This is a genomic window from Enterococcus avium ATCC 14025 (assembly GCF_000406965.1).
Classification (GTDB): domain Bacteria; phylum Bacillota; class Bacilli; order Lactobacillales; family Enterococcaceae; genus Enterococcus_A; species Enterococcus_A avium.
Genome location: NZ_KE136365.1, coordinates 336,440 through 361,875, shown reverse-complemented (window position 1 = coordinate 361,875; position 25,436 = coordinate 336,440). Strand labels below are relative to the sequence as shown.

The window sequence follows — 25,436 nt, the reverse complement described above, 5'->3', positions numbered from 1 at the left end:
ATTAAGAACGTCACAGTTTTTTTAAGAGAATAAGTTTTTTTTGTGATGAAAGCGCATACTATTATTTTTTATGGATGCTAAACTTACGATGTAATTAGGAAAGGAGGATAGCGGATGATCATTGCGGATAAGATGTTCTTCCCAGAATTGGTTGATGTATACGAGGGGACAGGTACATTCGATGCATTAATCGATTATACTGCAAAGAAGTTAGCAGAACTGGGATTTATCGAAACGACTTATCAAGAGGCTTTAAAAGAAAGAGAGAAGGAATATCCAACTGGATTACAGACACCATCATTTGCCGTAGCAATTCCCCATACTGATCCAAGCCACATTAAAAAGCCTTTTATTTATATTCTCAAATTGGGTGAGTCAGTAACATTTGGTCAAATGGGAACGACGGATGAGTTTGTAAATGCAAGATATGCTTTTTTTCTTGGATTTAATAAGGGCGAAGATCAATTGCAACTGTTACAAAATTTGATGGCAATGTTTATGGATCAAGATATTATGAGGCAATTGGAAGAAGAGTCCAGTGAATCAGAAATTTTAAAAATAGTTACACAATTTTTTAAAACAGAAAGCGAGAAGTGAGATATGAGAATTCATGATATTTATGAAGCACCCTTTATTCAAGAAATGTGCGAAGTAACCAAAAATTTATGGCGGAATGGATGGGATGAACGTAACGGTGGCAACATCAGCTATATGTTAGACGAAGCTGAAGTTTGCCTGTATCTTGATTTGGATCATGTGATTAAAGAAAAAGATCTAGATTTTGAGGTTAAAGAATTGGCAGGGAAAATTTTTCTAGTGTCCGCTTCAGGAAGCTATTTCAAAAATATTTGCAAAAATCCAGCGAAAAACTTAGCGATCGTAAAGATTTCTGATGACGGAAAAAGGTTTAAAGTGTTATGGGGACTAGAAGATGGAGGTGTTCCAACTAGCGAATTAGCCTCACATTTAAAATGTCATGCGGTACGACTAGCACACGACCCTGATCATCGGGTAATTTTACATTGTCACTCGATTGCAATTTCTGCGATGACATTCATTCATGATCTGGATGAAAAGAAATTTACACGTTCATTATGGGAAATGATAACGGAATGTCTAGTCGTCTTTCCCGATGGAGTTTCTGTTTTGCCCTGGATGGTGGCAGGAACGGTTGAATTGGGGTTGGCTTCCGCTGAGAAAATGCATGATTCACGAGTAGTAATTTGGCCACATCACGGGATCATGGGAGCAGGACAATCAATGGATGACGCATTTGGGTTGGTTGAAACAGTTGAAAAAGCAGCAGATATTTATATGAGAGTAGTACAAGTACCAGGGGGCTTCAGGCAAAAAATTACAAGTGATCAATTATGGGATTTAGCTGATCAGTTTGGGGTTGCTCCCAAAGCAGGGATTTTAGAAGAACGAAGTCGATAAAAAAGTAGGAGGATAGATTAAATGGTTAAACGATTGAATGTAATTTCAGTGTGTGGCTCAGGAACAGTAACAAGCTCGATGGTGGCTGGCAAGGTAAGAGATTTTTTGGATGATCATGGAATTAAAGCAAAAACAGTTGAAGTGAATCCTGGAGGTGTAGAAGATCAGCTTTCTAGCGGTTCTTGGGATTTGATCGTTCACACAAGTCCTTTAAAAGGAAAATATGACTTACCGACGATCAATGCAGTTGGTTTATTATCTGGTATGGGAGAAGAGGAATTCTTTGACGAACTACTTGAGACTTCTGAGAAATTAGTAAACTAAAGAGAGGAGAAATGACATGTTAGATGTTTTATCGAAGGTTATGGATGCTTTTGGCACGGCGATCGTAGTACCAGTAATTATTTTCTTTATTGCTTTGCTGATGAAGGTAAAGCCCAAAAAAGCTTTTAATGCAGCCTTGAACGCAGGAATCGGATTGACTGGGTTTAATATGATCATTGGTGCTTACACACCAATCGTCACCCCAGCCATCAATCGAATGGTAGAAGAAACTGGCGTTAATCTAAGGATTCTTGATACTGGTTGGCAAGCTACAAGTGTCGTGGCCTATTCGACCCAAGTAGGGATGATTTTCTTAGCTTTAGGGTTAGCACTGCAGGCGATTTTATTTGTTATCAAGTTTACAGATATTTTTATGCCATCAGATTTATGGAATAATTACTCCTTCATGCTATGGGGATCAATGCTCTATATTTCTACTAAAAATCTTTGGTTGTCGATTGGTTTAATGGTACTTTCTAATCTTTATTGTTTAGTCTTTACTGAAATCGTTGCTAAACGCTGGTCGGTTTATTACGGTTACCCACGCTGTACAATGAGCGCGCCTCATCACATTTGTTCCGTACCACTAGCCATGGCAATGGACTGGATATTAACCAAGTTAGGGGCGAATAAGGTACGTTGGAATCCAGAAACTTTGCAAGACAAATTAGGTTTTTTAGGAGAACCAACGTCATTAGGTTTCATTTTAGGTTTGGCATTAGGTTTTGCTGGGAACTTCATGCGTTTAGGTTCATTGACTGGCTGGGGGGAAATCATGGTTATCGGTATCTCAACTTCAGCGATCATGGCAATCTTTCCAAAAATCGCCGGGATTTTTGCGTCAGCATTTACGGCGATCACAGATGCGTCAAAAAGTACTGCGAAAACTTCAGGAGGCAAGGACCGTGTTTGGTATTTGGCAATCAATGATGCCGCCGGTTACGGTGAGACAGCAACCTTATTAACAGGAATGCTATTGATCCCAATTGTTTTGCTATTGGCGATCTTTTTACCTGGAAATCAGACTTTGCCGATGGTGGATTTAATTGCAATCCCTTACATGATCGAGCTGGTAATCTGTATTTCTAACGGAAATATTTTCAAATCACTAATCAGCGGAGCAATTTGGTGTGCTGGAGGGCTATATATTATTACTGCAGTAGCACCTATCTTTACACAAGTAGCTGTTGATGTGGGTGTTAATTTGCCTGAAGGAGCAATGATGATCTGTAGTTTTGCGGTAATGACGAACCATATCATGGGAATCTTGTTCTTGATATTTATGACACAAAATCCGCTTTGGATTGGTCTTTCTGTTGTGGTCTACATTGTGCTTTATCTTTTTGTTCGAGCAAAAAAAGAATCGATTCACGCATATTTAGAAAATATGGCGAAGCTGGAGGAAGAAGCCGGCATTGTGTCTAAGGAAGGAGCGGCTGTTTAAATGACAAAAGTTGTTGTTGTTGGAGATGGTTTAGTTTCTGCTGAAACCCTAGCCGAAGCTGCGTTGGAGCTAAACATTGAAGAACCGGTAGAAGTAACGAAGTATCATTGGTACGCTGATTTAAATAAAGAGCAATTCCAAGAGAAAATCAAATTGATTGAGCAAAAAGGCCCTGAATCAGTTGAGATACCAGCTGGAATTCTGGATGATATGAAGGAGGCGGATTATTTACTTGTTCACATCGCTCCCGTTTCAAAAGCGATGATTGAAGCAGCACCTCGACTGAAATTAGTAGGTACTTGTCGTGGTGGCATTGAGCATGTTGCCGTAGAGGAATTAAAAAAAAGGCAGATTCCATTAATCCATGTTATTCGCAATGCAGAACCAGTCGCTGATTTTACTTTAGGATTGTTTTACGCGTTGACCAGAAATATTGCATTTTCTTATCAACAGGTCAAAGAGGCAAAATGGCCCAAGAAATTTCCTAACGATCCCTATAAAACGACATTGGCTAATCTAAAGGTTGGTTTGGTAGGATTGGGTTATATTGGAAAATTAGTAGTAAAACGATTGAATAGCTTAGGAGTCGAGGTCATCGCTTATGATCCTTTTGTGAACCAAGAAAAAATACGAGAAGAAGGATTGAAAATAACCTTTGTCGAATTAGAAGAATTGTTTAAAACCGCGGATATCGTTTCACTTCATGTACGGGTGACACCAGATACCAAGAATATGATTAACGCTGATTTACTTTCAATGATGAAACCATCAGCCTATTTAGTTAATACTGCTAGACCAGATATCGTGAATAAAGCAGATTTTGTGGAAGCGCTACAGATGAATATGATTGCTGGTGCTGCAACAGATGTTGTTTGGGAAGAACCGATTCGAGCAGATGATCCATTACTAGATTTAGATAATCTAATTATTACCTCTCATATCGCGGGAGATACGATTGATGCTATTCCACGTTCGCCTTACTTGTTACGAGATGTCTTAAATGATTATTTTGAAAGAGGTAGGAGTGATATGCTCATTCGTGCTTAAAAAATGATTCAAAACGAGGAGGATTAAAAATGGATGTTACGGCGATTCAATTGTTAGATTTATTTCTTTCAAAAGGCAGTCATACCTCACTTTCTTTAGAAAAAAAGTTTAATTTGACTAAGGGGCAGTTAGATTACCGAATCAAAAAGGTCAATCAAGAATTAGCTGATTTAAAATTAGGAAAAATTAAAAAGAATGGATCTTTTTTTCTCTTAGATGGTCAGAGTGCAGCGATAAAAAGCTATTTAACGAAAGTTTCGCCGTCAATCCACTTATCAGATAGAGAACGAGAATGTTATCTCTATCTGATTGTTTTACTTCATCAGGGCGAGACACTGAAAACATTGGCTGAAAAACTTTTTGTTAGTAAAAATACTATTTTAAGCGATAAACGGAAGCTAATTGAAAATCATTTGAAACCGTTGGACATTGACTTACAATTCTCCAGAAAAAGAGGTTTTTATTTTTCAGGAAATGAGATGGACATTCGTCGATTAGGAATCAAATTCATTCGCGAAGTAGAAAAGTCAAAAAATAATCTTGATTATTATCTGGCAATGATTGGAATCAAAAGTCAAACTTTAGCAGAAATAAAAAAAAGAATCCATTTGTTAGAGCATGAGTTGGGCTTAGAATTTACAGAATTCAAACTAATTGATCTCTATCTGACAAGTTACATGTGTTCCGTTCGATTCGGACAAGGGAATGAATTGTCAGCGGGAGTCTTAGGCAACTATGTTCAAATGGTGGAAAAGGATTTTTATTCAAAAGTTTGCCAAGCGTTGAAACCTTTTTTCAAGGGTTCGAATTATTTAATTGAAATTCATTTTATTTCGATCCAGCTGTTAAGCACCAATCTGATCAAAATCCGTTCGAATTATAAAGATCAGGAATTGATGCGGCGGATTCAATCTTTTATCAATAGTTTTGAGATTTTAGGAATTACCGATATCAAAAACAAAAGTCAGTTGGAGGAAGCAATCTATCAGCATATTATTCCGGCTTATTATCGAATAAAATTCGGTTTGCCGGATAATGATCTGCTTTTTTTAGATAATGTTGAAAATTATGACTTCATTCATCCGTTAGTTCATCAATCAATCGGGATTATTGAGGACTATTTAAAGATTATTTTTCCAGAAGGGGAATTAATCTATCTATCAGTTATTCTTTTGAGCTTTATCAATGAAGAGCTTGAAAAACAAAAAAGGCGAAAAATTCGGGCGGTGGTGGTTTGTCAACATGGAGTATCCGTTTCAAAACTATTATTAGGAGAATTAAAGCAATTATTTACGACGATAGAATTTGTACGCAATATGTCTTTGCGAGAATTTTATGAAGAGGGTCATAACGTTGGAGATGTCGTCTTTTCAACAGTTCCGGTGAATACTAAAAAGGAAGTTTTTTTAATCCCGCATTTTTTGACGGATGAAGACAAGATGAATTTGATCAGCGATGTACGTAAACGTATCGATTTCGATGAGACATTTGGGCTGTCAAAAAATCGTGAAGTTGTTCAACAGTTACTGTCAATTATCAAAAAAAATGCCCAAATTATTAATGAAGAGCAATTAACGCGAGAAATACAAGATTGTTTACTTGCAACAGAAATCAATGAAGGTGTGAATGCTCAAAATCAGAACCCTGATTTGAAGGATCTATTGCCTCTTTCTCATATTCAAATTTATCCTAGTGTTCGATCTGTCGAGGAAGCGATTCGGATTGCAGGCAAACCTTTGGTCAATGAAGGCTATGTTTCTCCAAAATATATTGAAACTGTGATTGAACATTACGATCCAGAATATCCCTATTCTGTAATTTCACCAGACTTGGCGATTCCACATGCTGGCCCAGAGGATGGTGTATATCGAGTGGGAATGTCTCTTTTAAAACTGGATCAGCCAATTGCTTTTGCGGAAAATATTTCGATTAGTTTAATCGTCGTGATTGCACCAAAGGATAAGAAGAGTCATATCAAGGCTGTGACTCACCTTTATGAATTAGCTAAAATCCCTAGTTTTATTTCAGCGATGAAAAATGCGAATTATGAGAAGGACATACGGAATTATTTCCAGTTAGAAAACCATAAATGATAAGGAGTAGAGAATGGGAAATCAAGGAATTCTGTTGCGCAAAGTAACGTTAGACAAGACACTCAATCAACTGAATTTTTTTCTTAAAGGAGCTTTCATGATCTTATTGATGTATCTCATCAATGGGTGGCTGATCGAAAAAAATCTGCAAATCAAAGATGTTCAAATGGTGGTAGGACTGTATGTGCTAGTTTTCGTCGTTTTTTTCTTTCTTAAAAAGAGAAAAAATAGTTTGAGTGAGAATCAGATCATGTACGATTTAAAGAACTATTTTGATGTGCAGAAATTTTCTGATGTTGAATACTTAGATAAAAAATTGATTCAAGAGATTAAGCAACAACGGAAATTTGTTGCGAATAATGGTCAAATCGTAGGAACACAGCATTTCCTATTGTTTGATTTGACGGATGGTCAGTTTTTATTAATTCCTATAAAAAAAATAATGGGAGTGCAACTAGAAAGGGTCAATCAATATTTTTGTATCAACATACGAACAGAGGTAAAAAAGGAAAAAATATTTTTCAAGAAAAAAAACGAAGCGAATGACTTTATCCATCAATATGAAAAATATTATTTAAGAAATAGTTAAGTACGTCACATTTTACAGCAAATATTTATAATGAGAAGTCATGGAAAACGTTTTCTTGCTGTGGGATAATCAGCTGTGAAATAAAACACAATAAAGGAGAGAATACAATGGCAGTGAAGCGAATGATTTTGAATGAAACATCTTATTTTGGCAAAGGAGCAATTCAAGAGGTAGCGAATGAGGCTAAGATGCGCGGATTTAAAAAGGCATTAGTTGTTACGGATAAGGATTTATTGAAATTTGATGTAGCGACAAAGGTTACAGCGATTTTAGATGAAGCAGAGCTTAGTTACGAGATTTTTGACGGCATTGTACCGAACCCTTCGATTGAGGATGTGCAAGCGGGTGTCAAAGCCTGTCAAGCGGCGGAAGCAGATTATATTGTTGCAATCGGCGGTGGTTCTCCAATTGATACAGCCAAAGCGATTGGAATCATTATGACCAATCCTGATTTCTCTGATGTAATTAGTCTTGAAGGAGTCGCTGAGACGAAAAAGCCTTCTCTGCCAATTTTAGCAGTGCCGACAACTTCTGGAACAGCTGCAGAAGTCACAATTAACTATGTAATTACTGATAAGACCAATCAACGTAAATTTGTTTGTGTTGATCCTCACGATATCCCGATTGTTGCATTTGTTGATAGTGATATGATGATGGGAATGCCAACAGCATTATGTGCCGCAACAGGTATGGATGCTTTGACTCATGCGATCGAAGGATTTATTACTAAGGGAGCTTGGGAAATGAGCGACATGCTTCACATCAAAGCAATTGGGATTATCGGACATGCGTTGCGAGATTCAGTTGAGGGAGATCAAGAAGCACGGGAAAAAATGGCGTTGGGTCAATATATTGCCGGTATGGGATTTTCTAATGTAGGGTTAGGTTTAGTTCATGGAATGGCGCATCCATTATCTGCTTGGTATGATACTCCTCACGGTGTCGCCTGTGCGACACTCTTGCCATTGATTATGGATTTCAATAAAGAATACACTGGCGAAAAATATCGTGAAATTGCTGTTGCAATGGGCGTCGAAGGTGCGGTAGATATGTCATTAGCAGAAGTTCGTAATGCAGCAGTCCAAGCCGTGAAGCAATTAGGAAGAGACGTGGGAATTCCGCAAAGCCTAACTGAGCTTGGTATGAAGGAAGAGGATGTGCAAAAAATCGCTGAAGATGCCTTCCGTGATGTTTGTTCACCAGGAAATCCCCGGGATGCTACATTAGAAGAGATCATTGATCTTTACAAGTCTATGCTAAAATAATCTGAATTTAAAAAATAATATAATGCAAAAGCGGGTATGCTAATCAGCACACCCGCTTAGTTTAATATTAATCGTCTTCTTCAGGAACTTTGTTGTCTAAATCTGTTCGAACAATTAAAACGTCACAATTGGCATTGCGAATGACATATTCAGAGACTGAACCGATAAATAAACGTTCAACAGCATTCAAACCAGTTGCGCCAAGCATAATCAAATCAATTTGATTATTTTCAGGGATTTGATTAGCAATCATTACTTTTGGTGCGCCATATTCAATCACCTTGCTAATGTTTTTAACACCGGCTTTTTGTGCTTCAGCTTCATAATCGTCTAGAGTTTGCTTCGCCATATCTGTTGCTTGTTCTGCTAAAACATTGTCAAAAGAAGAAACTGTTTGAAACGCTCGTGTATCAATGACGTGAGCTAGTAATAGTTCAGCCTGATTTCGTTTTGCGACATTTACCGCTTTTTTAAACGCCAATTCAGCTTCATTAGAGCCATCAACTGCCACCATGATTTTACTATATTCTTGATCCATCGTTCCCAACTCCCTTTTTTGTTTTAAAGTCTTTATTTTTCTTTCTAGAAAAAATAGAACTTAAATACAAGTCATATACTATCTTCTCACCTATTATTTTAAAACAAAAGTCTTGAAAATGGTACTGTTAACCTTTTTTTGTTTTTGAGCCCATCAATAAAGCAAAGATCGCTGCGACAACCAAAAGTAAGATCAAATACATCATCGAATAAGAACGGTTATTAATCAAACCGACCAAAATCGCCATAATCCCTAAGACAGCATAAATAATTCCAAATTGGCGTAAAAAGCTACGGGACTCATTTTGTTTTTCCTCGCTAAATAGAACTAGCAATCCCTGAGGTTTTTTGATCAAATAATAGCTGCAAAATAATAGGATAAGTGCCAGTAAAAATAATAAAATGCGGATCATCTTTTTTCCTCCTATACAATAAAAAGCAATTTGCGTACGCAAATTGCTTTCACTCCATAAAAAATGGAAAATTCCGTCGATGCCGTTATTCACCCGATAGTATTGATCCCGCAAGATACAGCAGGTGGGTTCCATGGTCTAAGCATTGAACTACCAAATGTAAAGGCATGTTACCAACTTTGACACAAGACAGATCCCAAGATATCAATAAAAATGTTCGGTCAACACTGAAATAGGCAACGCGCACATCACAGAATTTCCATCTCAATCATAGCACAGTCATTATTGAGACGCAACGAAGTGGCTTATATCTGTAAATGAGAAGTCATCCAAAACATTCACGTCTTCTATAGGTACATTGTATAAAAAAATAAGCGATTTTGTCAAAACAAAATGCTTATTTTATTTTGATCTTTTGGTGAATAGAAGAAAAGATTTTTGACGGATTAATTAAAGTCTTTTCAATTTGGGAAATGTAGTATTTGTCTTATTTTTTCTTTTTCCATTCTTCGATACGCTGATATTGTTGACCAAGGGCTTGCTCGTACTTCCCCGTAGCTTTTGGTTCGTAATAGTGGGCATCTTTGATTTTGTCTGGTAAATATTGCTGATCCACCCAAGCATTCTCAAAGCTGTGTGGGTATTGATAACCAACGCCGCGGTTCAGGGCTTTGGCACCTTTATAATGACTATCCCGCAGATGATCGGGTACTTCACCAGCATTTCCCATTCGAATATCTGTGATCGCCGCATCTAAGGCTGTGTAAGCCGAATTTGATTTTGGTGATAGACAGAGATCAACGACGGCATCGGCTAAAGGAATCCGTGCTTCAGGAAAGCCTAATTTTTCCGCCGCTTGAACGGCTTGAACCGTACGGGCAGCGGCAGCAGGATTAGCTAGGCCGATATCCTCGTAGCCAATCACCATTAAGCGCCGACAAATAATCGGAAGGTCCCCCGCTTCGACTAGCCGACCTAAATAATGCAATGCAGCATTGACATCACTGCCGCGGATTGATTTTTGAAAAGCGGAGATTACATCATAATGAGCGTCACCGTCTTTGTCATGAGTAAGTGCTTTTCGTTGAACACATTCCTCAATGATGGATAAGGTTAAATGAATTTTTCCCTCATCATTTTTGGGTGTGGATTTCGTAGCTAATTCTAACCCATTCAGTGCACTTCTCAAGTCGCCATTCGTTGCACGGGCTAAGTGGTTTAATGCCTCCTCATCCAATTCAACTGGGTATTCTCCTAATCCTCGCTCTTTATCGTCCAAGGCCGATTTGACTGCTGTAATAACATCCTCTTCATCTAGAGGCTTCACCTCAAAAATCTGAGTTCGGCTACGAATAGCGGGATTGATTGTAATATAGGGATTTTCTGTTGTAGCGCCGATCATGACAATTCGTCCGCTTTCTAAATGAGGCAGCAAAAAATCCTGCTTCGTTTTATCGAGACGATGAACTTCATCCAGTAGCAAAATAACCGTGCCGCTCATCTTGGCTTCTTCAGCGACAATCTGTAAATCTTTTTTTGTATCAGTGGCGGCATTTAGCATCCGAAAGGCGTAATTCGTTGAGCCAGCGATAGCACTGGCAATGCTGGTTTTTCCAGTGCCGGGTGGGCCATATAAAATCATAGAGGACAGCATTCTAGCATCCACCATCCGTCTAATGATTTTTCCGGTACCGACTAAATGCTGCTGACCGACAACTTCATCTAAATTGCGGGGACGCATGCGATAAGCTAAAGGCTGTTGCATAGGGAACCTCCTTTTAGTAATAGTTCCATTTTATTAATATGTATGATCAAAACTGGCAGTAGCTTTTGATAAGAATAACCTTTTCAAAAAAAGAAAAATAGTTGGATCCTCGTAGCCATGCCAATTTACTAATCTATTAAAGCAGAACTGGCAAATATACGTTCCCATTATAGCATTTTTCCTTTGTGTTTGCTGAGTTTTGATTGCTGGGCGTAGCATGCGGCAGGATTATTGTGTATCATGTAGAAGGTGAGGAAAATGGAGCAAGTAATTAACTATTTTAATACAGAATCAACGGAGAATATCGCTAAATACTTACTAGGTATGTATTTAGAGCATGAGACATCGGAGGGGAAACTAGGCGGTTATATTGTAGATTGTGAAGCCTATTTAGGTCCTGATGATGAGGCAGCGCATAGCTATGGTATGCGAGATACACAGCGTGTGCGAGCAATGTATGAAAAACCGGGGACAATCTATTTATATACGATGCATACCCATTTGATCTTGAACATGATCACACAACCGGAAGGAATGCCGCAAGGAGTGATGATTCGTGGCTTTGAGCCAGTAGAAGGTATTGAGCAAATGGTTCAGAATCGTCATGGCAGAACCGGCGCGATGATTTCAGATGGGCCAGGAAAACTAGTTGAAGCATTAGGGATTACTCGAGAATTATACGGCGAATCAATTTTTACTAGTTCACTGCATTTAGTACCAGAAAAAAGACGTGTTCCTAAACAAATTGATGCACTTCCGCGTATTGGAATACCTAACAAAGGGATTTGGACGGAAAGGCCTTTGCGATTTGTCGTTCATGGCAATCCTTACATAACCAAACAACGAAAGCTTTTAATAGAAGAAAATAATGGATGGAGGAACTGAAAATGGCAAAAGAGACCATGGTTACTTATTTAGATAACTACTTAAACAAGAAAATTCCCGATTATGAATTAGCACTGGACTGGGATACACGCAATCATAGCTTCGAGATTGCTTTTCGAATTTATGGTGAAAACAAGGGGCAGATCGAGCTTGATGATGTCGATGGAGTGGCTTCAGAAGAAGAGATTATTGAATTTGAAGATGCGATCTTATTAGTCGATCCTGAAAAATCTACCTACGATTCAGAGGATTTTTTAGCGGTAATCCCGTATGAAGGAAAAAAAGGCATGAAGAAAAATGATTTGACGGCAGTTGTCGATTATTTGAAAGAGGTCATTGAAGAGGGTCAAAGCGATTTGTTGGATTTCTTAGCTGATGATAGCGAGGATGCGATTTTTGAGATGAAATGGGACGATGCTGTGTTTAAGGCATTAATCAAACCAACTGACAGCAGTTATTTGCCGTATCCAAGTTATTAAGGATTTCAGTTTCTTAATCAATCAGTCAAAATATAATGAAGTATAGAGGAATGACATACGGCATGAAATTAGCCCATTTACTATGAATAAGGAGGTAAAAAGATGAAGTGGAATGAAGTCAAGGTAACAACAGAAAGCGAAGCGGTCGAGGCTGTTTCGAATATTTTAATGGAGGCAGGCGCATCGGGTGTCGCGATTGAAGATGCGTTGGACTTTGAGAATTACCAAGAAGATCAATACGGAGAACTTTTAGATAAGGAAACATTTTCTAGTCTAACAGAGGGTGCCGTTGTGATGGCCTATTTTCCAGAAACGATTTTCTTGCCCGAAATTTTGCCCTTCATTAAAACGAAGATCGAAAAATTACCCGAGTTTGGATTGAACATCGGTAAAAATATTGTGGAAGTTAGTGAAGTAGAAGAAAGCGATTGGGCGACGGCTTGGAAAAAGTACTATCATCCTGTTCGGGTGACCCGCTATTTAACAATCGTACCTAGCTGGGAAAAATACGAAGCCCAACATGAAGATGAAAAAATCATTACATTAGATCCTGGAATGGCTTTCGGAACAGGGACACATCCGACAACGAATCTGACTTTGCAAGCATTAGAAACTGTTTTGCGCGGTGGTGAGACAGTCTTGGATGTCGGCACAGGTTCTGGCGTATTAAGTATTGCTAGTTCGCTTTATGGGGCAAAAGATATCTATGCCTATGATTTAGACGAAGTCGCTGTTCGTTCGGCGCAAGAGAATGTTGATCTAAATGCGAATACTGAAAATATTCACGTTTCTGCCAATGATTTATTAGTTGGCGTGGAGCAAGAAGCAGATGTGATCGTGGCGAATATTTTAGCAGACATCATTGTTTTGATGATTGAAGATGCTTGGCGTTTATTAAAACCAGATGGGACATTTATCGTTTCCGGCATCATTGAAGATAAAAAAGATATGGTGTTGGAAGAAATGTATACGCAAGGTTTTGAAGTTGATCGAATCTTCCAACAAAAAGATTGGTTCGCGATTATTTTGAAGAAACCAGAGGAAGACTAGAATGCAACGCTATTTTTTAGATCAGGCATATGAACCAACTGTAGAAATCAGCGGGGAGCCGCATCATCATATGTCGCGTGTGATGCGCATGACGGTCGACGCGGAAGTATTTCTCGTATTCAATGATCAAACTGCGATTAAAGCGAAAATCATCGCCATCGATAATGATAAGGTGACGTTGAAAGAGGTTGAAAAAGAGCGACTACAACGAGAATTACCGATCGATATCACGATCGCCAGCGGTTTTCCGAAAGGGGAAAAACTGGAGCTGATCGTCCAAAAAGGGACAGAACTCGGAGCCCATGATTTTATTGCCTTTCCTGGTGAGAGTTCGGTAGCTAAGTGGGATGCGAAGAAGCAGCAAAAAAAACAGCAGCGGTTGAATAAAATCGCGCAAGAAGCAGCGGAACAATCCCATCGTCAAGCCTTACCAGTGGTGAAATTTGCTTCAGAAAAGGAATTGATCGCTGGTTTTGCTGATTATGACGCTGTTTTGATCGCTTACGAGGAATCGGCCAAGCAAGGAGAGCAAGCCCAGCTAGTTCAAACATTTCAACAATTAACTTCTGGACAAAAATTATTAGTCGTGTTTGGTCCAGAGGGTGGATTGACTCCAAAAGAGATCGAAAATTTTCAGGAAGCTGGCGGAAAGCTTTGCGGTTTAGGACCACGAATTTTACGAACAGAAACAGCGCCCTTCTATCTTTTGAGCGCGGCAAGTTTCTATTATGAACTACAACACTGATTTGATTGAAAAAGCTTACGAGAGTTTGTATAATAAGAACAATCATTTTCAGAAAACAAGGGGGAACGTCACATGGCAAAAGAAGTTGAATTGACCGGTCCTGACGTCATCAGGATGGTTAGTACGTACATGGGAAAAGAGCACGTGGCGTTTGTACAAAAGGCCTACGACTTTGCATATGAAGCCCATAAGCCTCAGATTCGCAAATCAGGAGAGCCTTACATTATTCATCCGATCCAAGTTGCAGGGATTTTAGCGGACTTACATATGGACCCTCACACGGTTGCGACAGGTTTTTTACATGATGTTGTAGAAGATACGCCTGTAACATTAGAGGATTTGAAGGTTGAATTTGGTGAAGATGTTGCTTCGTTAGTTGATGGCGTCACCAAATTAGGGAAAATCAAATACAAGTCTCACGAAGAACAATTAGCAGAAAATCACCGGAAAATGCTGTTGGCGATGGCGCAGGATTTGCGCGTCATCATGGTCAAGTTAGCCGATCGTTTGCATAATATGCGGACTCTGAAATATCTACGTGATGACAAGCAACGTCGAATTGCCCGCGAAACGCTGGAAATCTATGCCCCACTAGCTGATCGTTTAGGGATGAGCCGGATTAAATGGGAATTAGAAGACACCGCATTACGCTATTTGAATCCAAAGCAGTATTACCGGATTGTTCATTTGATGCGCAGTAAACGTGATGAACGAGAAGGTTTTGTTGCCGAAGCTGTCGAAGAAATCAAAGAAGCAACGAAAGAATTAGGGATCGAAGGCGATATCTATGGTCGTCCCAAACATATCTACTCAATTTATCGCAAAATGCGAGATCAGAAAAAACAATTCGATGAAATCTATGATTTGTTAGCAATTCGTGTAATCGTGGATTCGATCAAGGATTGCTATGCTGTGCTTGGTGCGATTCATACGAAATGGAAACCAATGCCGGGACGTTTTAAAGATTATATCGCGATGCCAAAGGCCAATATGTATCAGTCGCTTCATACAACAATCATCGGACCGAGCGGCAATCCAGTAGAAGTTCAAATTCGTACTCATGAAATGCATCAAATCGCTGAGTTCGGGGTTGCAGCTCACTGGGCCTACAAAGAAGGCAAGACTGATAAGCAGGAAACAACACAAGATAACAAGCAGTTGGATTGGTTCCGTGAGATCATCGAGCTGCAGGATGAAAGCTACGATGCGTCTGAATTTATGGAAAGCGTCAAGGGCGATATCTTCAGTGATAAGGTCTACGTATTTACGCCTAAGGGTGATGTGACGGAGTTGCCTAAAGGTTCGGGACCATTGGATTTTGCTTACAGTATCCACACCGATGTTGGTAATAAAACAACTGGAGCCAAGGTTAACGGCAAAATGGTGCAGTTGGATTATAAATTGAAAAATGGCGATATCATTGAAATTATGACCTCGGCTAACTCCTTTGGTCCAAGTCGTGATTGGTTAAATTTGGTTAAAACCAGTAAAGCAAAAAATAAAATCAAACGGTTCTTTAAAACTCAAGATCGGGAAGAAAATGTTACCAAAGGTCATGATGCAGTTGTTAAATGCATCAATGATCTAGGCTTTGTACCGAAGGAGATGCTGACGAAGGACAAGCTTTCGGATGTGCTGGACAAGTTCAATTTCCACAGTGAAGAAGATTTATATGCAGCGATTGGCTTTGGTGAAATGAGCGCCTTGACCTTTGCTAATCGTCTAACCGAAAAAGAACGTCGGGAACAAATGAAGCAAAAACAGCGTGATGCTGTTGATGAGATGGTCAATAATCCCAAAGAGCCTGAAAAAATCAAGGTACGGCATGAAGGCGGTATTGTCATTCAAGGAATCGACAATTTATTGATTCGGATCAGTCATTGTTGTAATCCTGTTCCAGGGGATAATATCGTCGGTTATATCACTAAAGGTCGCGGGATCTCGATTCACCGATCCGACTGTCCGAATATTACGAAGCAAAAAGATATTCAGCAGCGGTTGATCGAAGTGGAATGGGAAGATACGACAAATTCAGTCCAAGAATATAATGCTGATTTGGAAATTTATGGCTTCAATCGTGATGGTTTGCTAAACGATGTTTTGAATATCGTTAGCGGTATGACTAAAAAATTGGTTAGCGTCGAAGCAAAACCAACCAAAGATCGATTGGCTGTCATCAACTTGACCTTTAAGATTCAAAACTTGAATCATTTATATTCAATCGTTGATAAGGTCAAGACCATTCCAGATGTCTACAGTGTGAAACGGACGAAAGGGTAGGAGGTTTCTTATGCGAGCAGTTATTCAACGTGTGAGTGAGGCAAGTGTAACAATTGATGAACAAGTTGTCGGCAAGATCGGTCGCGGCTTCATGATTCTTCTAGGCATTCATGAAGAGGATACTCAGGAAGATGCGGATTATTTGATTCGCAAAATCCCTTTATTACGTGTCTTTGAAGATGCAGGAGGAAAAATGAATCAGTCATTGCAGGATGTTGGCGGCAGCGTTCTAAGTGTTTCACAATTCACACTATATGCGGATACGAAAAAAGGGAATCGACCAAGTTACGTAAAGGCAGCTCGCCCTGAAACAGCGATTCCCTTATATGAATATTTCAACGAAGGCCTACGCAAAGCAGGGTTAGTCGTTGAAACCGGAGAATTCGGTGGCGATATGGATGTAGCATTAATCAATGATGGGCCTGTCACGATTCTTTTTGACACAAGAGATAAATAACGAACGAAGTACAAAAGTTTGATCGCTTTTGTACTTTTTTTGTATCCATTTCAGTATAAATAAGAGATAATTGTACAAAATAGGAGAATAAGTATTTCAGTTCCTCCTAATATAAACAAGGAGTCGAATGTATGAAAACACGAACGGAATATGATTCAATGGGCCCAATTGAAGTGCCAAAAGAGGCTTGGTGGGGGGCGCAAACCGAACGAAGTCGCCAAAATTTTAAGATTGGCGGTGAAAAAATGCCACCGGAATTATTGCGTGCTCTTGTATTGGTAAAAAAAATGGCAGCTGTGGCCAATCAGAGGACGGGAAAACTAGCTGCGGAAAAGGCATTGGCGATTCAGTATGCCGCTGATCTGCTGTTAAAAGGTGAAAACTGGGATGAATTTCCATTGGTGGTTTGGCAGACAGGCAGCGGCACACAGAGTAATATGAATGCAAATGAAGTCATTGCTCATTTGGCAAGTCAAAAGGATTTGACTGTTCATCCGAACGATGATGTGAATATGTCTCAAAGCTCAAATGACGTTTTTCCAACTGCGCTACACATTGCTGGAACATTTGCTATTGAGAGAACTTTACTACCGGCAATCCATGAGATGGTCAGTGTATTAAAAGAATTAGAAGAAAAGAATCAGCATGTGATTAAAATTGGACGGACGCATTTACAAGATGCGACTCCAGTGACCTTTGCACAGGAAGTCAGCGGTTGGCGTTCATCCCTAGAGCATAATGCAACGATGTTGGCCAATAGTTTAACAGAATTGCGACAGTTAGCAATTGGCGGTACAGCTGTTGGGACCGGTCTGAATGCATCGAAAGCTTATGAGCGAGCATTTATTGAAGCGTTGAACGAAGAGACTGGGATTCAATTTAGCGGAGAAACTAACAAGTTTCACGCATTAGCCAATCGCGATGCGGTTGTTTATGTTAGCGGCGCGTTAAAGGCATTGGCAGCGAATTGTATGAAAATGGCAAATGATATCCGATGGTTAGCAAGTGGGCCTCGTAGTGGGTTAGGGGAGATTACCCTGCCAGCTAACGAACCTGGGAGCTCGATCATGCCGGGTAAGGTTAATCCGACACAGTGCGAGGCGTTAGCGATGGTCGCAGTACAAGTAATGGGGAATGATACGGCAATTGGGATTGCGGCCTCACAGGGAAATTTTGAGTTGAATGTTTATTTACCATTGATTGCTTTTGACCTGCTGCAAAGTATTCGATTGCTGACAGATGCGCTGCATTCCTTTAGTGATAAATGCTTAAAGGGATTGGTTGTAAACGAGGATCGGATGGCAGACCTTTTGGAACAGTCTCTAATGCTGGTGACGGCTTTGAATACGCATATTGGCTACGATAAAGGTGCTGAAATTGCTAAGAAAGCTTTCAACGAGGGAACGACTTTGAAGGATTCTGCTTTATCGTTAGGTTATGTGACAGAGGAAGAATATGAGAACTGGGTTCGTCCGGAAAAAATGATTGGAGAGAATGTTGATGACTATTTATGATGAAGCCTTAACCGCACATGAAAAATGGCATGGAAAGATTGAAGTTACTAGCAAAGCCAAAGTCCACAACAAAGATGATTTATCTTTAGCCTATACGCCAGGGGTAGCGGAGCCTTGTCGGAAAATTGCCGAAGATAAAAATAAAGCGTATGACTATACTTGGAAAAGTAATAGTGTCGCGGTTGTTACGGACGGCACAGCTGTTTTAGGCTTGGGGGATATCGGACCAGAGGCTGCCTTGCCGGTGATGGAAGGAAAAGCACTGCTATTCAAAGAGTTTGCAGACATCGATGCTGTACCGATTTGTTTAAACACAAAGGATCCGCAGGAAATTATCCAAATTGTTAAAGCGATCGCGCCTACTTTTGGCGGAATCAATTTGGAAGATATTAGTGCCCCACGTTGTGTAGAGATTGAACGCGCCTTGATCGAAGCATTGGACATCCCAGTTTTTCACGATGATCAGCATGGAACTGCTGTTGTTGTGACGGCAGCCTTAATTAATGCATTGAAGCTGGTTAAGAAGGAAGCGAAAGATTTGAAGGTCGTGATCTCGGGAACAGGCGCGGCCGGCAGTGCAATTATCCACATGTTAATTGATCTGGGAGTGAAAAACATCCTAGCGTTTAATAAAGATGGCGCTTTGAATGAACAGATGGCGAATGCGACATTTGTAGAAAAAGAGATACTAGAATTGATCGCGCCAAAAGATTTTTCTGGTACGATGGCGGAAGCTTTTGTAGGGGCAGATGTCTTCATCGGTGTTTCTGCGCCTAATCTAGTTACTAAAGAAATGGTTGCGTCTATGAATGACGGAAACATTGTCTTTCCGATGGCCAATCCAGAACCAGAGATTACTTATGCCGAAGCGATCGCTGGTGGCGCCTCAGTAGTGGGAACGGGTCGTTCAGATTTTCCAAATCAAATTAATAATGTTTTAGCTTTTCCAGGATTGTTCCGAGGAGCATTCACTGCTGAAGCGACAAAAATTACCTCGCGGATGAAATTGGCCTGTGCACATGCAATAGCAGACTCGATTCCTTATAGCGAACTGAACTCTGACTACATCATTCCCTCTGCTTTTGATGAAAATTTAGTGGATTTGATTACCATGAAGGTCGCCGAGGCAGCTAGGAAAGATGGTGTAACGCGTTAACGCAAATGTTATCATATCAAGGGTGGAAAGAACTTTCTCTCGACAGTTTTTCGCAAATCAGATAGTTTGAAAGTAGTAAATTCAACTATTGAAGGTGAACAGATGGAAATCAGTCAACGAATCAAATTGGAACGACAAACTGTAAAATGGACACAGGAAGAATTAGCAGATAAAATTTTTGTATCGAAACGAACCATTTCAAATTGGGAAACCGGAAGGACCGTGCCCGATATTGAAAGTGTCTTGCGTCTGGCAAAAGTATTTCATGTTTCGTTAGATGACTTATTATTAGAAGATTCAACTGTAGTGAATGAAATTAAACGAAGAGAAGAAATTGTAAATTTGTCATGGGTATACTTTATAGGACCTGTCTTAACCGCGATTCTTTTGATTGTCATGATGTATTCACTTCCAGAAATGAGTAATACTGGAGCCGTGTCTTTTATCAGTGCGGCTTCATTAACAAACTTTTTTACGTTATGCGTATTTAAAGGGAAAATTGCTCAGTTAAAAGGCAATGAAGAGAAATTCAAAAAAGAACTAAAACAAATGAAGATTCTCGGAATAGTTACGATTATACTCACGTGTTTATTTACGATCGCTTTGCATTTTATTTAGAGAAGAGGTTCGCAAATGAGTAAAATATTTAAAATGAGCTTTGGTTCGATCTATCTGCTGTACCTTAAAAAGATCGAAAAAAAGGGTCGAAGTAAGGAAGAATTAGATCAAGTTATTTATTGGTTGACTGGATATGACGAAGAAGGTTTGCAAAAGCAAATTGATTCTGGCAATGATATGGAAACTTTTTTTGCTGAAGCTCCAGAATTGAATGAAAATGTTTCTTTGATCAAAGGTGTAATCTGCGGCTATCGAGTGGAGGATATTGAAGATCCTTTGATGCAGAAAATCCGTTATATGGACAAATTAGTGGATGAATTAGCTAAAGGTAAGAAGATGGAAAAAATCTTACGGAAATAATTGTCGCAGCGAGTCTTCTTGGATTCGCTGTTTTTTTATAACATTTTTATTGAATGCTGTCGTGTTAAACTACGTGCAGTTAAATAAGAAATCAGGATTTGTAATGGATCGAAAGTGGCGAGTGATCAATAGACTGAGAAGGATCATTTTTGTGTTACTTGGAATCTCGATGTTCTATATTTCTTATAATAATTAGCAAATGGAACAAGCGTTTTTCTGCAAGTGCTAAGGGGCGTTTTCTGTGAACGATCCATATTGAAAAGGGTGTTCAGACTATCAATTTCCCTGAGAATAGTTATGGAGTATCAATTGACGGGAAGCGCAAAGAGGGAAAACAGGGTTACATTTACTATCAAAAAAGCCTTATCGCATTTTTACCGCACCTAACGAATACTAGATAAAACAAGATAGTATCAAACCGCTATTAGGTAGTATTTTCTTTATAGGTTCCGTCATGTTGACTCAAGTTTTCTCATTAAAAATTACTTGAAATTCAATGAATCAATTTTTAATTCTAGAATTTTTATATAAAGGACCGCTAAGCAAGCTTTCTTTTTTATGGGTATAAATGGAAAAAAAGCGCCATTTAATGGATGGAATTTTCAAACCATATATGGTTTTGTGGTATACTACGTAGGAATCTATTTTTAAAGGAGGAGCCTCATGGCAGAGAAAGATACATTTTATATTACCACGCCAATTTATTATCCAAGTGGCAAGCTGCACATTGGGAATTCTTATACAACGATTGCCTGTGATGCGATTGCTCGCTACAAACGCATGATGGGCTTTGACGTGTTTTATTTGACTGGGGTCGATGAACACGGACAAAAAATTGAAAAGAAAGCCGAAGAACTTGGTGTAAACCCACAAGAGTATGTAGATAAGATGGCAACAGATATCAAAAAGTTATGGAAGACGTTGGATATCAGCTACGACAAATTTATTCGGACAACAGATGATTATCATCAAGCAGCGGTTAAAAAAATCTTTGACCAATTGTTGGAACAAGGAGATATTTATCTAGGCGAATACGAAGGCTGGTATTCTGTTTCTGATGAAGAATATTTTACTGAGACACAATTGGATGAAGTATATCGCGATGAAGAAGGCAACGTGATCGGCGGGAAAGCGCCAAGTGGTCATGAGGTCGAATTGGTGCGTGAAGAATCTTACTTCTTCCGTATGAGCAAGTATGCGGATCGTTTAGTGGAATATTATGAAGAGCACCCTGAATTTATCCAACCGGAATCACGTAAAAACGAAATGATCAATAATTTCATTAAACCAGGTTTGGAAGATCTAGCGGTTTCACGAACAACCTTTAAATGGGGGATTCCAGTGAATGCGAATCCTGAACACGTGGTTTATGTTTGGATTGATGCGTTATCAAACTATATTACTGCTTTAGGTTATGGTTCTGATGATGACAGTCTGTTCCAAAAATACTGGCCAGCAGATGTTCAAATGGTAGGTAAAGAAATTGTACGTTTCCACACGATTTATTGGCCAATCATGCTGATGGCCTTGGACTTGCCATTACCAAAGAAAATTTACGGTCACGGCTGGTTAATGATGAAAGACGGAAAAATGTCTAAATCAAAAGGAAACGTTGTTTATCCTGAAATGTTAGTCGAACGTTATGGTTTAGATGCTGTACGTTACTATTTATTAAGAGCAATCCCATTTGGTTCAGATGGCGTATTTACACCGGAAGATTTTGTTTCTCGGGTGAATTACGATTTAGCGAATGACTTAGGAAACTTATTGAATCGTACAGTGGCTATGATCAACAAATATTGTGACGGCGTTGTTCCAGCTTATAAATCGTTAGTGACGGATTTTGATAGTGAACTATCTACAACGGCTGCGAATGTCGTGAGTCGTTACCGTGAAGCAATGGATAAAATGGAATTCAACAACGCGTTGGCAGAAGTTTGGACATTGGTTTCTCGTGCAAACAAATACATTGACGAAACAGAGCCTTGGGTTTTAGCGAAGGATGAAGAACGCAAAGCGGAATTAGAAAGCGTGATGGTTCATTTAGCTGAAAGCTTGAGGATCGTAGCGATTCTTTTACAGCCAATCATGACGCAAACACCTAAACGTATTTTTGAACAATTAGGTCTAAATGCTGACATGATGAATTTAGCGACAATTCATTTTGGAGAATTTCCAGAAAATACGAAGGTGACACCAAAAGGCAAACCAATCTTCCCGCGTTTGGATATGGATGAAGAAGTTGCTTATATTAAAGAAAAAATGTCAGAAGGTAGTCAGCCAGAAGAAGAAAAGATCAAATGGAATCCAGAAGAAACCGAACTTGTTTCAGTCAAGGATAAGGAAATCAAATTTGATGTTTTTGATAAAGTCGAATTAAAAGTCGCAGAAGTCATGGAATGTAAAAAAGTCGAAGGGGCCGACAAATTATTGCAATTCCGTTTAGATGCGGGGGACAAGCAAGATCGTCAAATCTTGTCTGGAATTGCAGAATTTTATGCAGATCCAGAAAGCTTAGTTGGTAAAAAGCTGATTATTGTTGCAAACTTGAAACCACGCAAAATGCGCGGCGAGATCAGTCAAGGAATGATTCTTTCAGCGGAAGCACCAGACGGTACATTGAAGGTCGTCGAAGCACCAGCTGATATGCCTAATGGCGCAATCGTAGGATAAATGAAAAGTCGAAATCCAATCATATGGATTTCGACTTTTTGTTTACCTGATTTTTTTGATAAATCTTCTAGTGAAAAGAATAATCCAGATTAAGCTACTTGCCGTTCCAAGCAATAGATTAAACCAGAGCGCTTTTTCTAAAATTAATTCTCCTAACCAGAAGCTCGGAAGAATTCCTGCTAACCAACGCCAAGAATCAGAGACAAAACCAGCGATAAACATTCCCAGCATAGTAATCCCAGTCAGCTTCGAGATCGCTAAACCTTCTACTCGATTTGATGCTAGAGCTACGATCATGATTGCAACGCTACTGCCGAATAAGTCAGCGAGAAATGAACAGGCAATGATAACGGAGAACGAAAGCTGAGAAAGACCAAACCAACTAGCAATCCCAAGCGCACATAGAAATCCCCAGAGTGCTGGAAGTCCGATTCTAGCCATAAGATAGTGAAATTGTTTGGCCGGTGTAATCTGATAATAACTGCCAAGTCCTTCATCACATTCCTCCAAAAGCAAAAAGGCACTGGACATGGTTAATAAGGTCGGTGTCAAAATAATCATCAATCCATCTGCGAGGGGATACCATTCTTCAAATGAAAAGCTGAAACGTTCTAAAAGAAGCTGATTCAACCATGGAAGCAAATAGTAAAAAGTGATTCCAACTAAGAATGGTGCAGGGATTAAAAATAGCATGATAGCGTCCCGCATGACAACATGCATACCAATCGAGAAAACTTTAAGTGTCTGCCGCATATTTCGTCCTCCTGCCGTATCCTGTTTCTCGGCGAACAAAATGAAGTGCCAGCCAAAAAGTCAGTCCGATCCACAGCAATAACTCAATGATATAAAAGAAAAATCCGTCTGTTTGATTGAGTAAAATGTTGTTGATTAATTCGAGTACAACTGTCCCAGGGACTAATTTTGCAAAGGGAAATTCAATTCCAAGAGCCGATAAAATCGCTGGTGTTAAAAGTAAAAGAGCGGGTGGTACACTGGTCAGTAAATAGCCATTGACCGTTTTAGCGAAGGTTGCAAAAATCAATCCAATCAACGTAAAGAAGCATGAGGAAAGAAAAACGATCGCGGCTAATAAAAACGGGTGCTGCAAAGGTAAGGAGATAACACCGATAAACGTAGCTGACAAGGTAGAAACCGCTCCTAAAGAAATAATCTTGCTCAACACATATTCCGTCGTTTTCAGCGGTGTGATTCTGATGTAGTTATGCAGATCCTCGTCTTTCTCCAAGAGCCAAATGCCGCCGATAAAAAAATAGCCCAATACGGCAGGATCGCTAAGTACAATCAAACTTCCAGCCCAACCTTTAATCGTTAGGTCGGTGATAGGTCGAAGAATCAAAATATACACAATCGTCAGTATCGTATAAATGAAATAGAAACCGTATTTTGCTTGATACCGCATGTCGTTTTTGATCGTATAAAGGAGTCTCATTGCAATCGCCTTCCTGTTAATGAAATGAAAACATCCTCTAGATTTTTTTCTCGAGAATGAATTCGAGTGATTTTCTTTTCTGCCAATAGATGTAAGAAATGCTGATCAGAGTGCAAGTCATCTAGTGGCACATGACATTCTTTTTCCCTATTATCTTGATTGAGAAAAGTATAAGTTACCCAATTAACAGCATTAGAACGACGAAAAGCAGTTGGAGTATTTAATGCTCGTATCTCGCCGTCCACAATAAAGGCGACACGATCACAGAGTTCCTCTGCATCATGCATGTTATGAGTCGTTAGAATGATGGTTTTTCCGTCTTTTTTCAAATCTTTAACCATGTCTTTAAGTATTCGGGCATTCGATGGGTCTAAACCACTCGTGGGTTCGTCTAGAAATAGAAGATCTGGATTATGGAGTAAACAACGAATAAAACCTAAGCGTGTTTTCATCCCTTTTGAAAAACGATTAACTGTCTTTTTTCTATCCTGCCACAGGTTCATCCGAGTCAAAAAAGGTTGTGGATCTAAAGGATCTTGCTTATATAAAGAAGAAAAATAAGTTAAATTCTCTAAAGCCGTGAATTTCCCGTAAAAATTTGGAAACTCAAAATCAACACCGATCTTTTCATAATAATCTTCAGGTAGATGTTTAAGAGAATGATTCATTACAGACACATTTCCCTGATAACCAGAAAGAGTTCCCGTTAGGATTTTTTGAAGAGTACTTTTCCCAGCGCCGGAAGGACCTAAAAATCCAAATATTTCCCCCTTTTTTACTTCAAAAGTTATCTCTTTCAAAGTAGGCGTTTTGCTATTGGGATAATGATAAAAGAGATTTTCTACACGAATCATC

At 39.3% G+C, this 25,436-nt stretch carries 25 protein-coding genes and 1 other RNA gene; 19 read left to right on the top strand and 7 right to left on the bottom strand.

Features of this window, described 5'->3' with window-relative positions:
* Positions 1–114 precede the first annotated feature (114 nt).
* From OMU_RS17210 to fucO, 8 genes are all read left to right on the top strand, one after another.
* Positions 115–597: a PTS sugar transporter subunit IIA gene (locus OMU_RS17210; protein ID WP_016181147.1), complete on the top strand. Its 483-nt coding sequence runs from the start codon at positions 115–117 to the stop codon at positions 595–597.
* Positions 598–600: 3 nt separating this feature from the next.
* A complete protein-coding gene (gene rhaD, locus OMU_RS17205; protein WP_016181146.1) occupies positions 601–1,437 on the top strand; it encodes a rhamnulose-1-phosphate aldolase in 837 nt (278 codons plus the stop codon).
* 21 nt (positions 1,438–1,458) lie between these two features.
* Positions 1,459–1,761, top strand: a complete 303-nt coding sequence (locus OMU_RS17200) for a PTS sugar transporter subunit IIB (protein WP_016181145.1) — start codon at positions 1,459–1,461, stop codon at positions 1,759–1,761.
* A gap of 16 nt (positions 1,762–1,777) precedes the next feature.
* Entirely contained in the window at positions 1,778–3,205 is a 1,428-nt protein-coding gene (locus tag OMU_RS17195) for a PTS galactitol transporter subunit IIC (protein WP_016181144.1), read from the top strand.
* Positions 3,206–4,252, top strand: coding sequence for an NAD(P)-dependent oxidoreductase (locus OMU_RS17190; RefSeq protein ID WP_016181143.1), 1,047 nt, complete (start codon positions 3,206–3,208; stop codon positions 4,250–4,252).
* A 29-nt stretch (positions 4,253–4,281) separates the two neighbouring features.
* Positions 4,282–6,345, top strand: a complete 2,064-nt coding sequence (locus OMU_RS17185; RefSeq protein ID WP_016181142.1) for a BglG family transcription antiterminator — start codon at positions 4,282–4,284, stop codon at positions 6,343–6,345.
* Positions 6,346–6,358: 13 nt separating this feature from the next.
* Positions 6,359–6,934 carry a hypothetical protein gene (locus tag OMU_RS17180; RefSeq protein ID WP_016181141.1) on the top strand — a complete coding sequence of 192 codons (576 nt, stop codon included), beginning with the start codon at positions 6,359–6,361 and terminating at the stop codon, positions 6,932–6,934.
* Between the two features lie 107 nt (positions 6,935–7,041).
* Complete coding sequence (gene fucO, locus OMU_RS17175) at positions 7,042–8,199, top strand: lactaldehyde reductase (protein WP_016181140.1); 1,158 nt, start codon at positions 7,042–7,044, stop codon at positions 8,197–8,199.
* 67 nt (positions 8,200–8,266) lie between these two features.
* Here fucO and OMU_RS17170 read toward each other — a convergent pair whose 3' ends face one another.
* The 4 genes from OMU_RS17170 to OMU_RS17160 all read right to left on the bottom strand — a co-directional run bounded on the left by OMU_RS17170 (position 8,267) and on the right by OMU_RS17160 (position 10,914).
* A complete protein-coding gene (locus OMU_RS17170; protein ID WP_016181139.1) occupies positions 8,267–8,737 on the bottom strand; it encodes a universal stress protein in 471 nt (156 codons plus the stop codon).
* Positions 8,738–8,864: 127 nt separating this feature from the next.
* Complete coding sequence (locus tag OMU_RS17165; RefSeq protein ID WP_016181138.1) at positions 8,865–9,149, bottom strand: hypothetical protein; 285 nt, start codon at positions 9,147–9,149, stop codon at positions 8,865–8,867.
* A 66-nt stretch (positions 9,150–9,215) separates the two neighbouring features.
* Positions 9,216–9,409, bottom strand: a non-coding RNA gene (ssrS, locus tag OMU_RS23015) — 6S RNA.
* Between the two features lie 227 nt (positions 9,410–9,636).
* Entirely contained in the window at positions 9,637–10,914 is a 1,278-nt protein-coding gene (locus OMU_RS17160) for a replication-associated recombination protein A (protein WP_016181137.1), read from the bottom strand.
* 258 nt (positions 10,915–11,172) lie between these two features.
* On the opposite strand from OMU_RS17160, the gene OMU_RS17155 reads away from it, so the two are divergent.
* From OMU_RS17155 to metG, 11 genes are all read left to right on the top strand, one after another.
* A complete protein-coding gene (locus OMU_RS17155; protein WP_016181136.1) occupies positions 11,173–11,799 on the top strand; it encodes a DNA-3-methyladenine glycosylase in 627 nt (208 codons plus the stop codon).
* Between the two features lie 2 nt (positions 11,800–11,801).
* A complete protein-coding gene (locus tag OMU_RS17150) occupies positions 11,802–12,278 on the top strand; it encodes a DUF3013 family protein (RefSeq protein ID WP_016181135.1) in 477 nt (158 codons plus the stop codon).
* A gap of 102 nt (positions 12,279–12,380) precedes the next feature.
* The gene (gene prmA / locus OMU_RS17145) at positions 12,381–13,328 is read left to right on the top strand and encodes a 50S ribosomal protein L11 methyltransferase (RefSeq protein ID WP_016181134.1); all 948 of its coding nucleotides are present in this window, start codon (positions 12,381–12,383) and stop codon (positions 13,326–13,328) included.
* Position 13,329: 1 nt separating this feature from the next.
* Entirely contained in the window at positions 13,330–14,073 is a 744-nt protein-coding gene (locus OMU_RS17140) for a 16S rRNA (uracil(1498)-N(3))-methyltransferase (RefSeq protein WP_016181133.1), read from the top strand.
* A gap of 72 nt (positions 14,074–14,145) precedes the next feature.
* The gene (locus OMU_RS17135) at positions 14,146–16,353 is read left to right on the top strand and encodes a RelA/SpoT family protein (RefSeq protein WP_016181132.1); all 2,208 of its coding nucleotides are present in this window, start codon (positions 14,146–14,148) and stop codon (positions 16,351–16,353) included.
* A 10-nt stretch (positions 16,354–16,363) separates the two neighbouring features.
* The gene (dtd, locus tag OMU_RS17130; protein WP_016181131.1) at positions 16,364–16,810 is read left to right on the top strand and encodes a D-aminoacyl-tRNA deacylase; all 447 of its coding nucleotides are present in this window, start codon (positions 16,364–16,366) and stop codon (positions 16,808–16,810) included.
* A 131-nt stretch (positions 16,811–16,941) separates the two neighbouring features.
* Positions 16,942–18,324, top strand: a complete 1,383-nt coding sequence (fumC, locus tag OMU_RS17125; RefSeq protein WP_016181130.1) for a class II fumarate hydratase — start codon at positions 16,942–16,944, stop codon at positions 18,322–18,324.
* Positions 18,311–19,480, top strand: coding sequence for an NAD(P)-dependent malic enzyme (locus OMU_RS17120; RefSeq protein ID WP_016181129.1), 1,170 nt, complete (start codon positions 18,311–18,313; stop codon positions 19,478–19,480). The genes fumC and OMU_RS17120 overlap by 14 nt, the downstream gene beginning before the upstream one ends.
* A 102-nt stretch (positions 19,481–19,582) precedes the next feature.
* On the top strand, positions 19,583–20,098 hold the full coding sequence (locus OMU_RS17115) for a helix-turn-helix domain-containing protein (protein WP_016181128.1): 516 nt from the start codon (positions 19,583–19,585) through the stop codon (positions 20,096–20,098).
* Positions 20,099–20,113: 15 nt separating this feature from the next.
* Positions 20,114–20,458, top strand: a complete 345-nt coding sequence (locus tag OMU_RS17110) for a DUF2200 domain-containing protein (protein ID WP_016181127.1) — start codon at positions 20,114–20,116, stop codon at positions 20,456–20,458.
* Positions 20,459–21,121: 663 nt separating this feature from the next.
* A complete protein-coding gene (gene metG / locus OMU_RS17105; protein WP_016181126.1) occupies positions 21,122–23,131 on the top strand; it encodes a methionine--tRNA ligase in 2,010 nt (669 codons plus the stop codon).
* A gap of 42 nt (positions 23,132–23,173) precedes the next feature.
* Here metG and OMU_RS17100 read toward each other — a convergent pair whose 3' ends face one another.
* The 3 genes from OMU_RS17100 to OMU_RS17090 are packed head-to-tail and all read right to left on the bottom strand — an operon-like array spanning position 23,174 to position 25,435.
* Positions 23,174–23,884: a hypothetical protein gene (locus tag OMU_RS17100; RefSeq protein ID WP_016181125.1), complete on the bottom strand. Its 711-nt coding sequence runs from the start codon at positions 23,882–23,884 to the stop codon at positions 23,174–23,176.
* Positions 23,868–24,581 (bottom strand): fluoroquinolone export ABC transporter permease subunit, encoded by a 714-nt coding sequence (locus tag OMU_RS17095; protein ID WP_016181124.1) that lies wholly within the window; start codon positions 24,579–24,581, stop codon positions 23,868–23,870. Before OMU_RS17095 ends, OMU_RS17100 begins: the two co-directional genes overlap by 17 nt.
* Positions 24,578–25,435, bottom strand: coding sequence for an ABC transporter ATP-binding protein (locus OMU_RS17090; RefSeq protein WP_016181123.1), 858 nt, complete (start codon positions 25,433–25,435; stop codon positions 24,578–24,580). Before OMU_RS17090 ends, OMU_RS17095 begins: the two co-directional genes overlap by 4 nt.
* Position 25,436 lies beyond the last annotated feature (1 nt).

Excerpts from the sequence above, each read along its gene's own strand:
- fucO (WP_016181140.1), top strand. The coding sequence starts at position 7,042 with ATGGCAGTGAAGCGAATGATTTTGAATGAAACATCTTATTTTGGCAAA.
- prmA (WP_016181134.1), top strand. The coding sequence starts at position 12,381 with ATGAAGTGGAATGAAGTCAAGGTAACAACAGAAAGCGAAGCGGTCGAG.
- OMU_RS17095 (WP_016181124.1), bottom strand. The coding sequence starts at position 24,581 with ATGAGACTCCTTTATACGATCAAAAACGACATGCGGTATCAAGCAAAA.
- OMU_RS17195 (WP_016181144.1), top strand. The coding sequence starts at position 1,778 with ATGTTAGATGTTTTATCGAAGGTTATGGATGCTTTTGGCACGGCGATC.
- OMU_RS17180 (WP_016181141.1), top strand. The coding sequence starts at position 6,359 with ATGGGAAATCAAGGAATTCTGTTGCGCAAAGTAACGTTAGACAAGACA.
- OMU_RS17160 (WP_016181137.1), bottom strand. The coding sequence starts at position 10,914 with ATGCAACAGCCTTTAGCTTATCGCATGCGTCCCCGCAATTTAGATGAA.
- rhaD (WP_016181146.1), top strand. The coding sequence starts at position 601 with ATGAGAATTCATGATATTTATGAAGCACCCTTTATTCAAGAAATGTGC.
- OMU_RS17140 (WP_016181133.1), top strand. The coding sequence starts at position 13,330 with ATGCAACGCTATTTTTTAGATCAGGCATATGAACCAACTGTAGAAATC.
- fumC (WP_016181130.1), top strand. The coding sequence starts at position 16,942 with ATGAAAACACGAACGGAATATGATTCAATGGGCCCAATTGAAGTGCCA.
- OMU_RS17120 (WP_016181129.1), top strand. The coding sequence starts at position 18,311 with ATGACTATTTATGATGAAGCCTTAACCGCACATGAAAAATGGCATGGA.
- OMU_RS17185 (WP_016181142.1), top strand. The coding sequence starts at position 4,282 with ATGGATGTTACGGCGATTCAATTGTTAGATTTATTTCTTTCAAAAGGC.
- OMU_RS17170 (WP_016181139.1), bottom strand. The coding sequence starts at position 8,737 with ATGGATCAAGAATATAGTAAAATCATGGTGGCAGTTGATGGCTCTAAT.
- OMU_RS17115 (WP_016181128.1), top strand. The coding sequence starts at position 19,583 with ATGGAAATCAGTCAACGAATCAAATTGGAACGACAAACTGTAAAATGG.
- OMU_RS17135 (WP_016181132.1), top strand. The coding sequence starts at position 14,146 with ATGGCAAAAGAAGTTGAATTGACCGGTCCTGACGTCATCAGGATGGTT.
- OMU_RS17150 (WP_016181135.1), top strand. The coding sequence starts at position 11,802 with ATGGCAAAAGAGACCATGGTTACTTATTTAGATAACTACTTAAACAAG.
- OMU_RS17210 (WP_016181147.1), top strand. The coding sequence starts at position 115 with ATGATCATTGCGGATAAGATGTTCTTCCCAGAATTGGTTGATGTATAC.
- metG (WP_016181126.1), top strand. The coding sequence starts at position 21,122 with ATGGCAGAGAAAGATACATTTTATATTACCACGCCAATTTATTATCCA.
- OMU_RS17200 (WP_016181145.1), top strand. The coding sequence starts at position 1,459 with ATGGTTAAACGATTGAATGTAATTTCAGTGTGTGGCTCAGGAACAGTA.
- OMU_RS17155 (WP_016181136.1), top strand. The coding sequence starts at position 11,173 with ATGGAGCAAGTAATTAACTATTTTAATACAGAATCAACGGAGAATATC.
- OMU_RS17110 (WP_016181127.1), top strand. The coding sequence starts at position 20,114 with ATGAGTAAAATATTTAAAATGAGCTTTGGTTCGATCTATCTGCTGTAC.
- dtd (WP_016181131.1), top strand. The coding sequence starts at position 16,364 with ATGCGAGCAGTTATTCAACGTGTGAGTGAGGCAAGTGTAACAATTGAT.
- OMU_RS17165 (WP_016181138.1), bottom strand. The coding sequence starts at position 9,149 with ATGATCCGCATTTTATTATTTTTACTGGCACTTATCCTATTATTTTGC.
- OMU_RS17100 (WP_016181125.1), bottom strand. The coding sequence starts at position 23,884 with ATGCGGCAGACACTTAAAGTTTTCTCGATTGGTATGCATGTTGTCATG.
- OMU_RS17190 (WP_016181143.1), top strand. The coding sequence starts at position 3,206 with ATGACAAAAGTTGTTGTTGTTGGAGATGGTTTAGTTTCTGCTGAAACC.
- OMU_RS17090 (WP_016181123.1), bottom strand. The coding sequence starts at position 25,435 with ATGATTCGTGTAGAAAATCTCTTTTATCATTATCCCAATAGCAAAACG.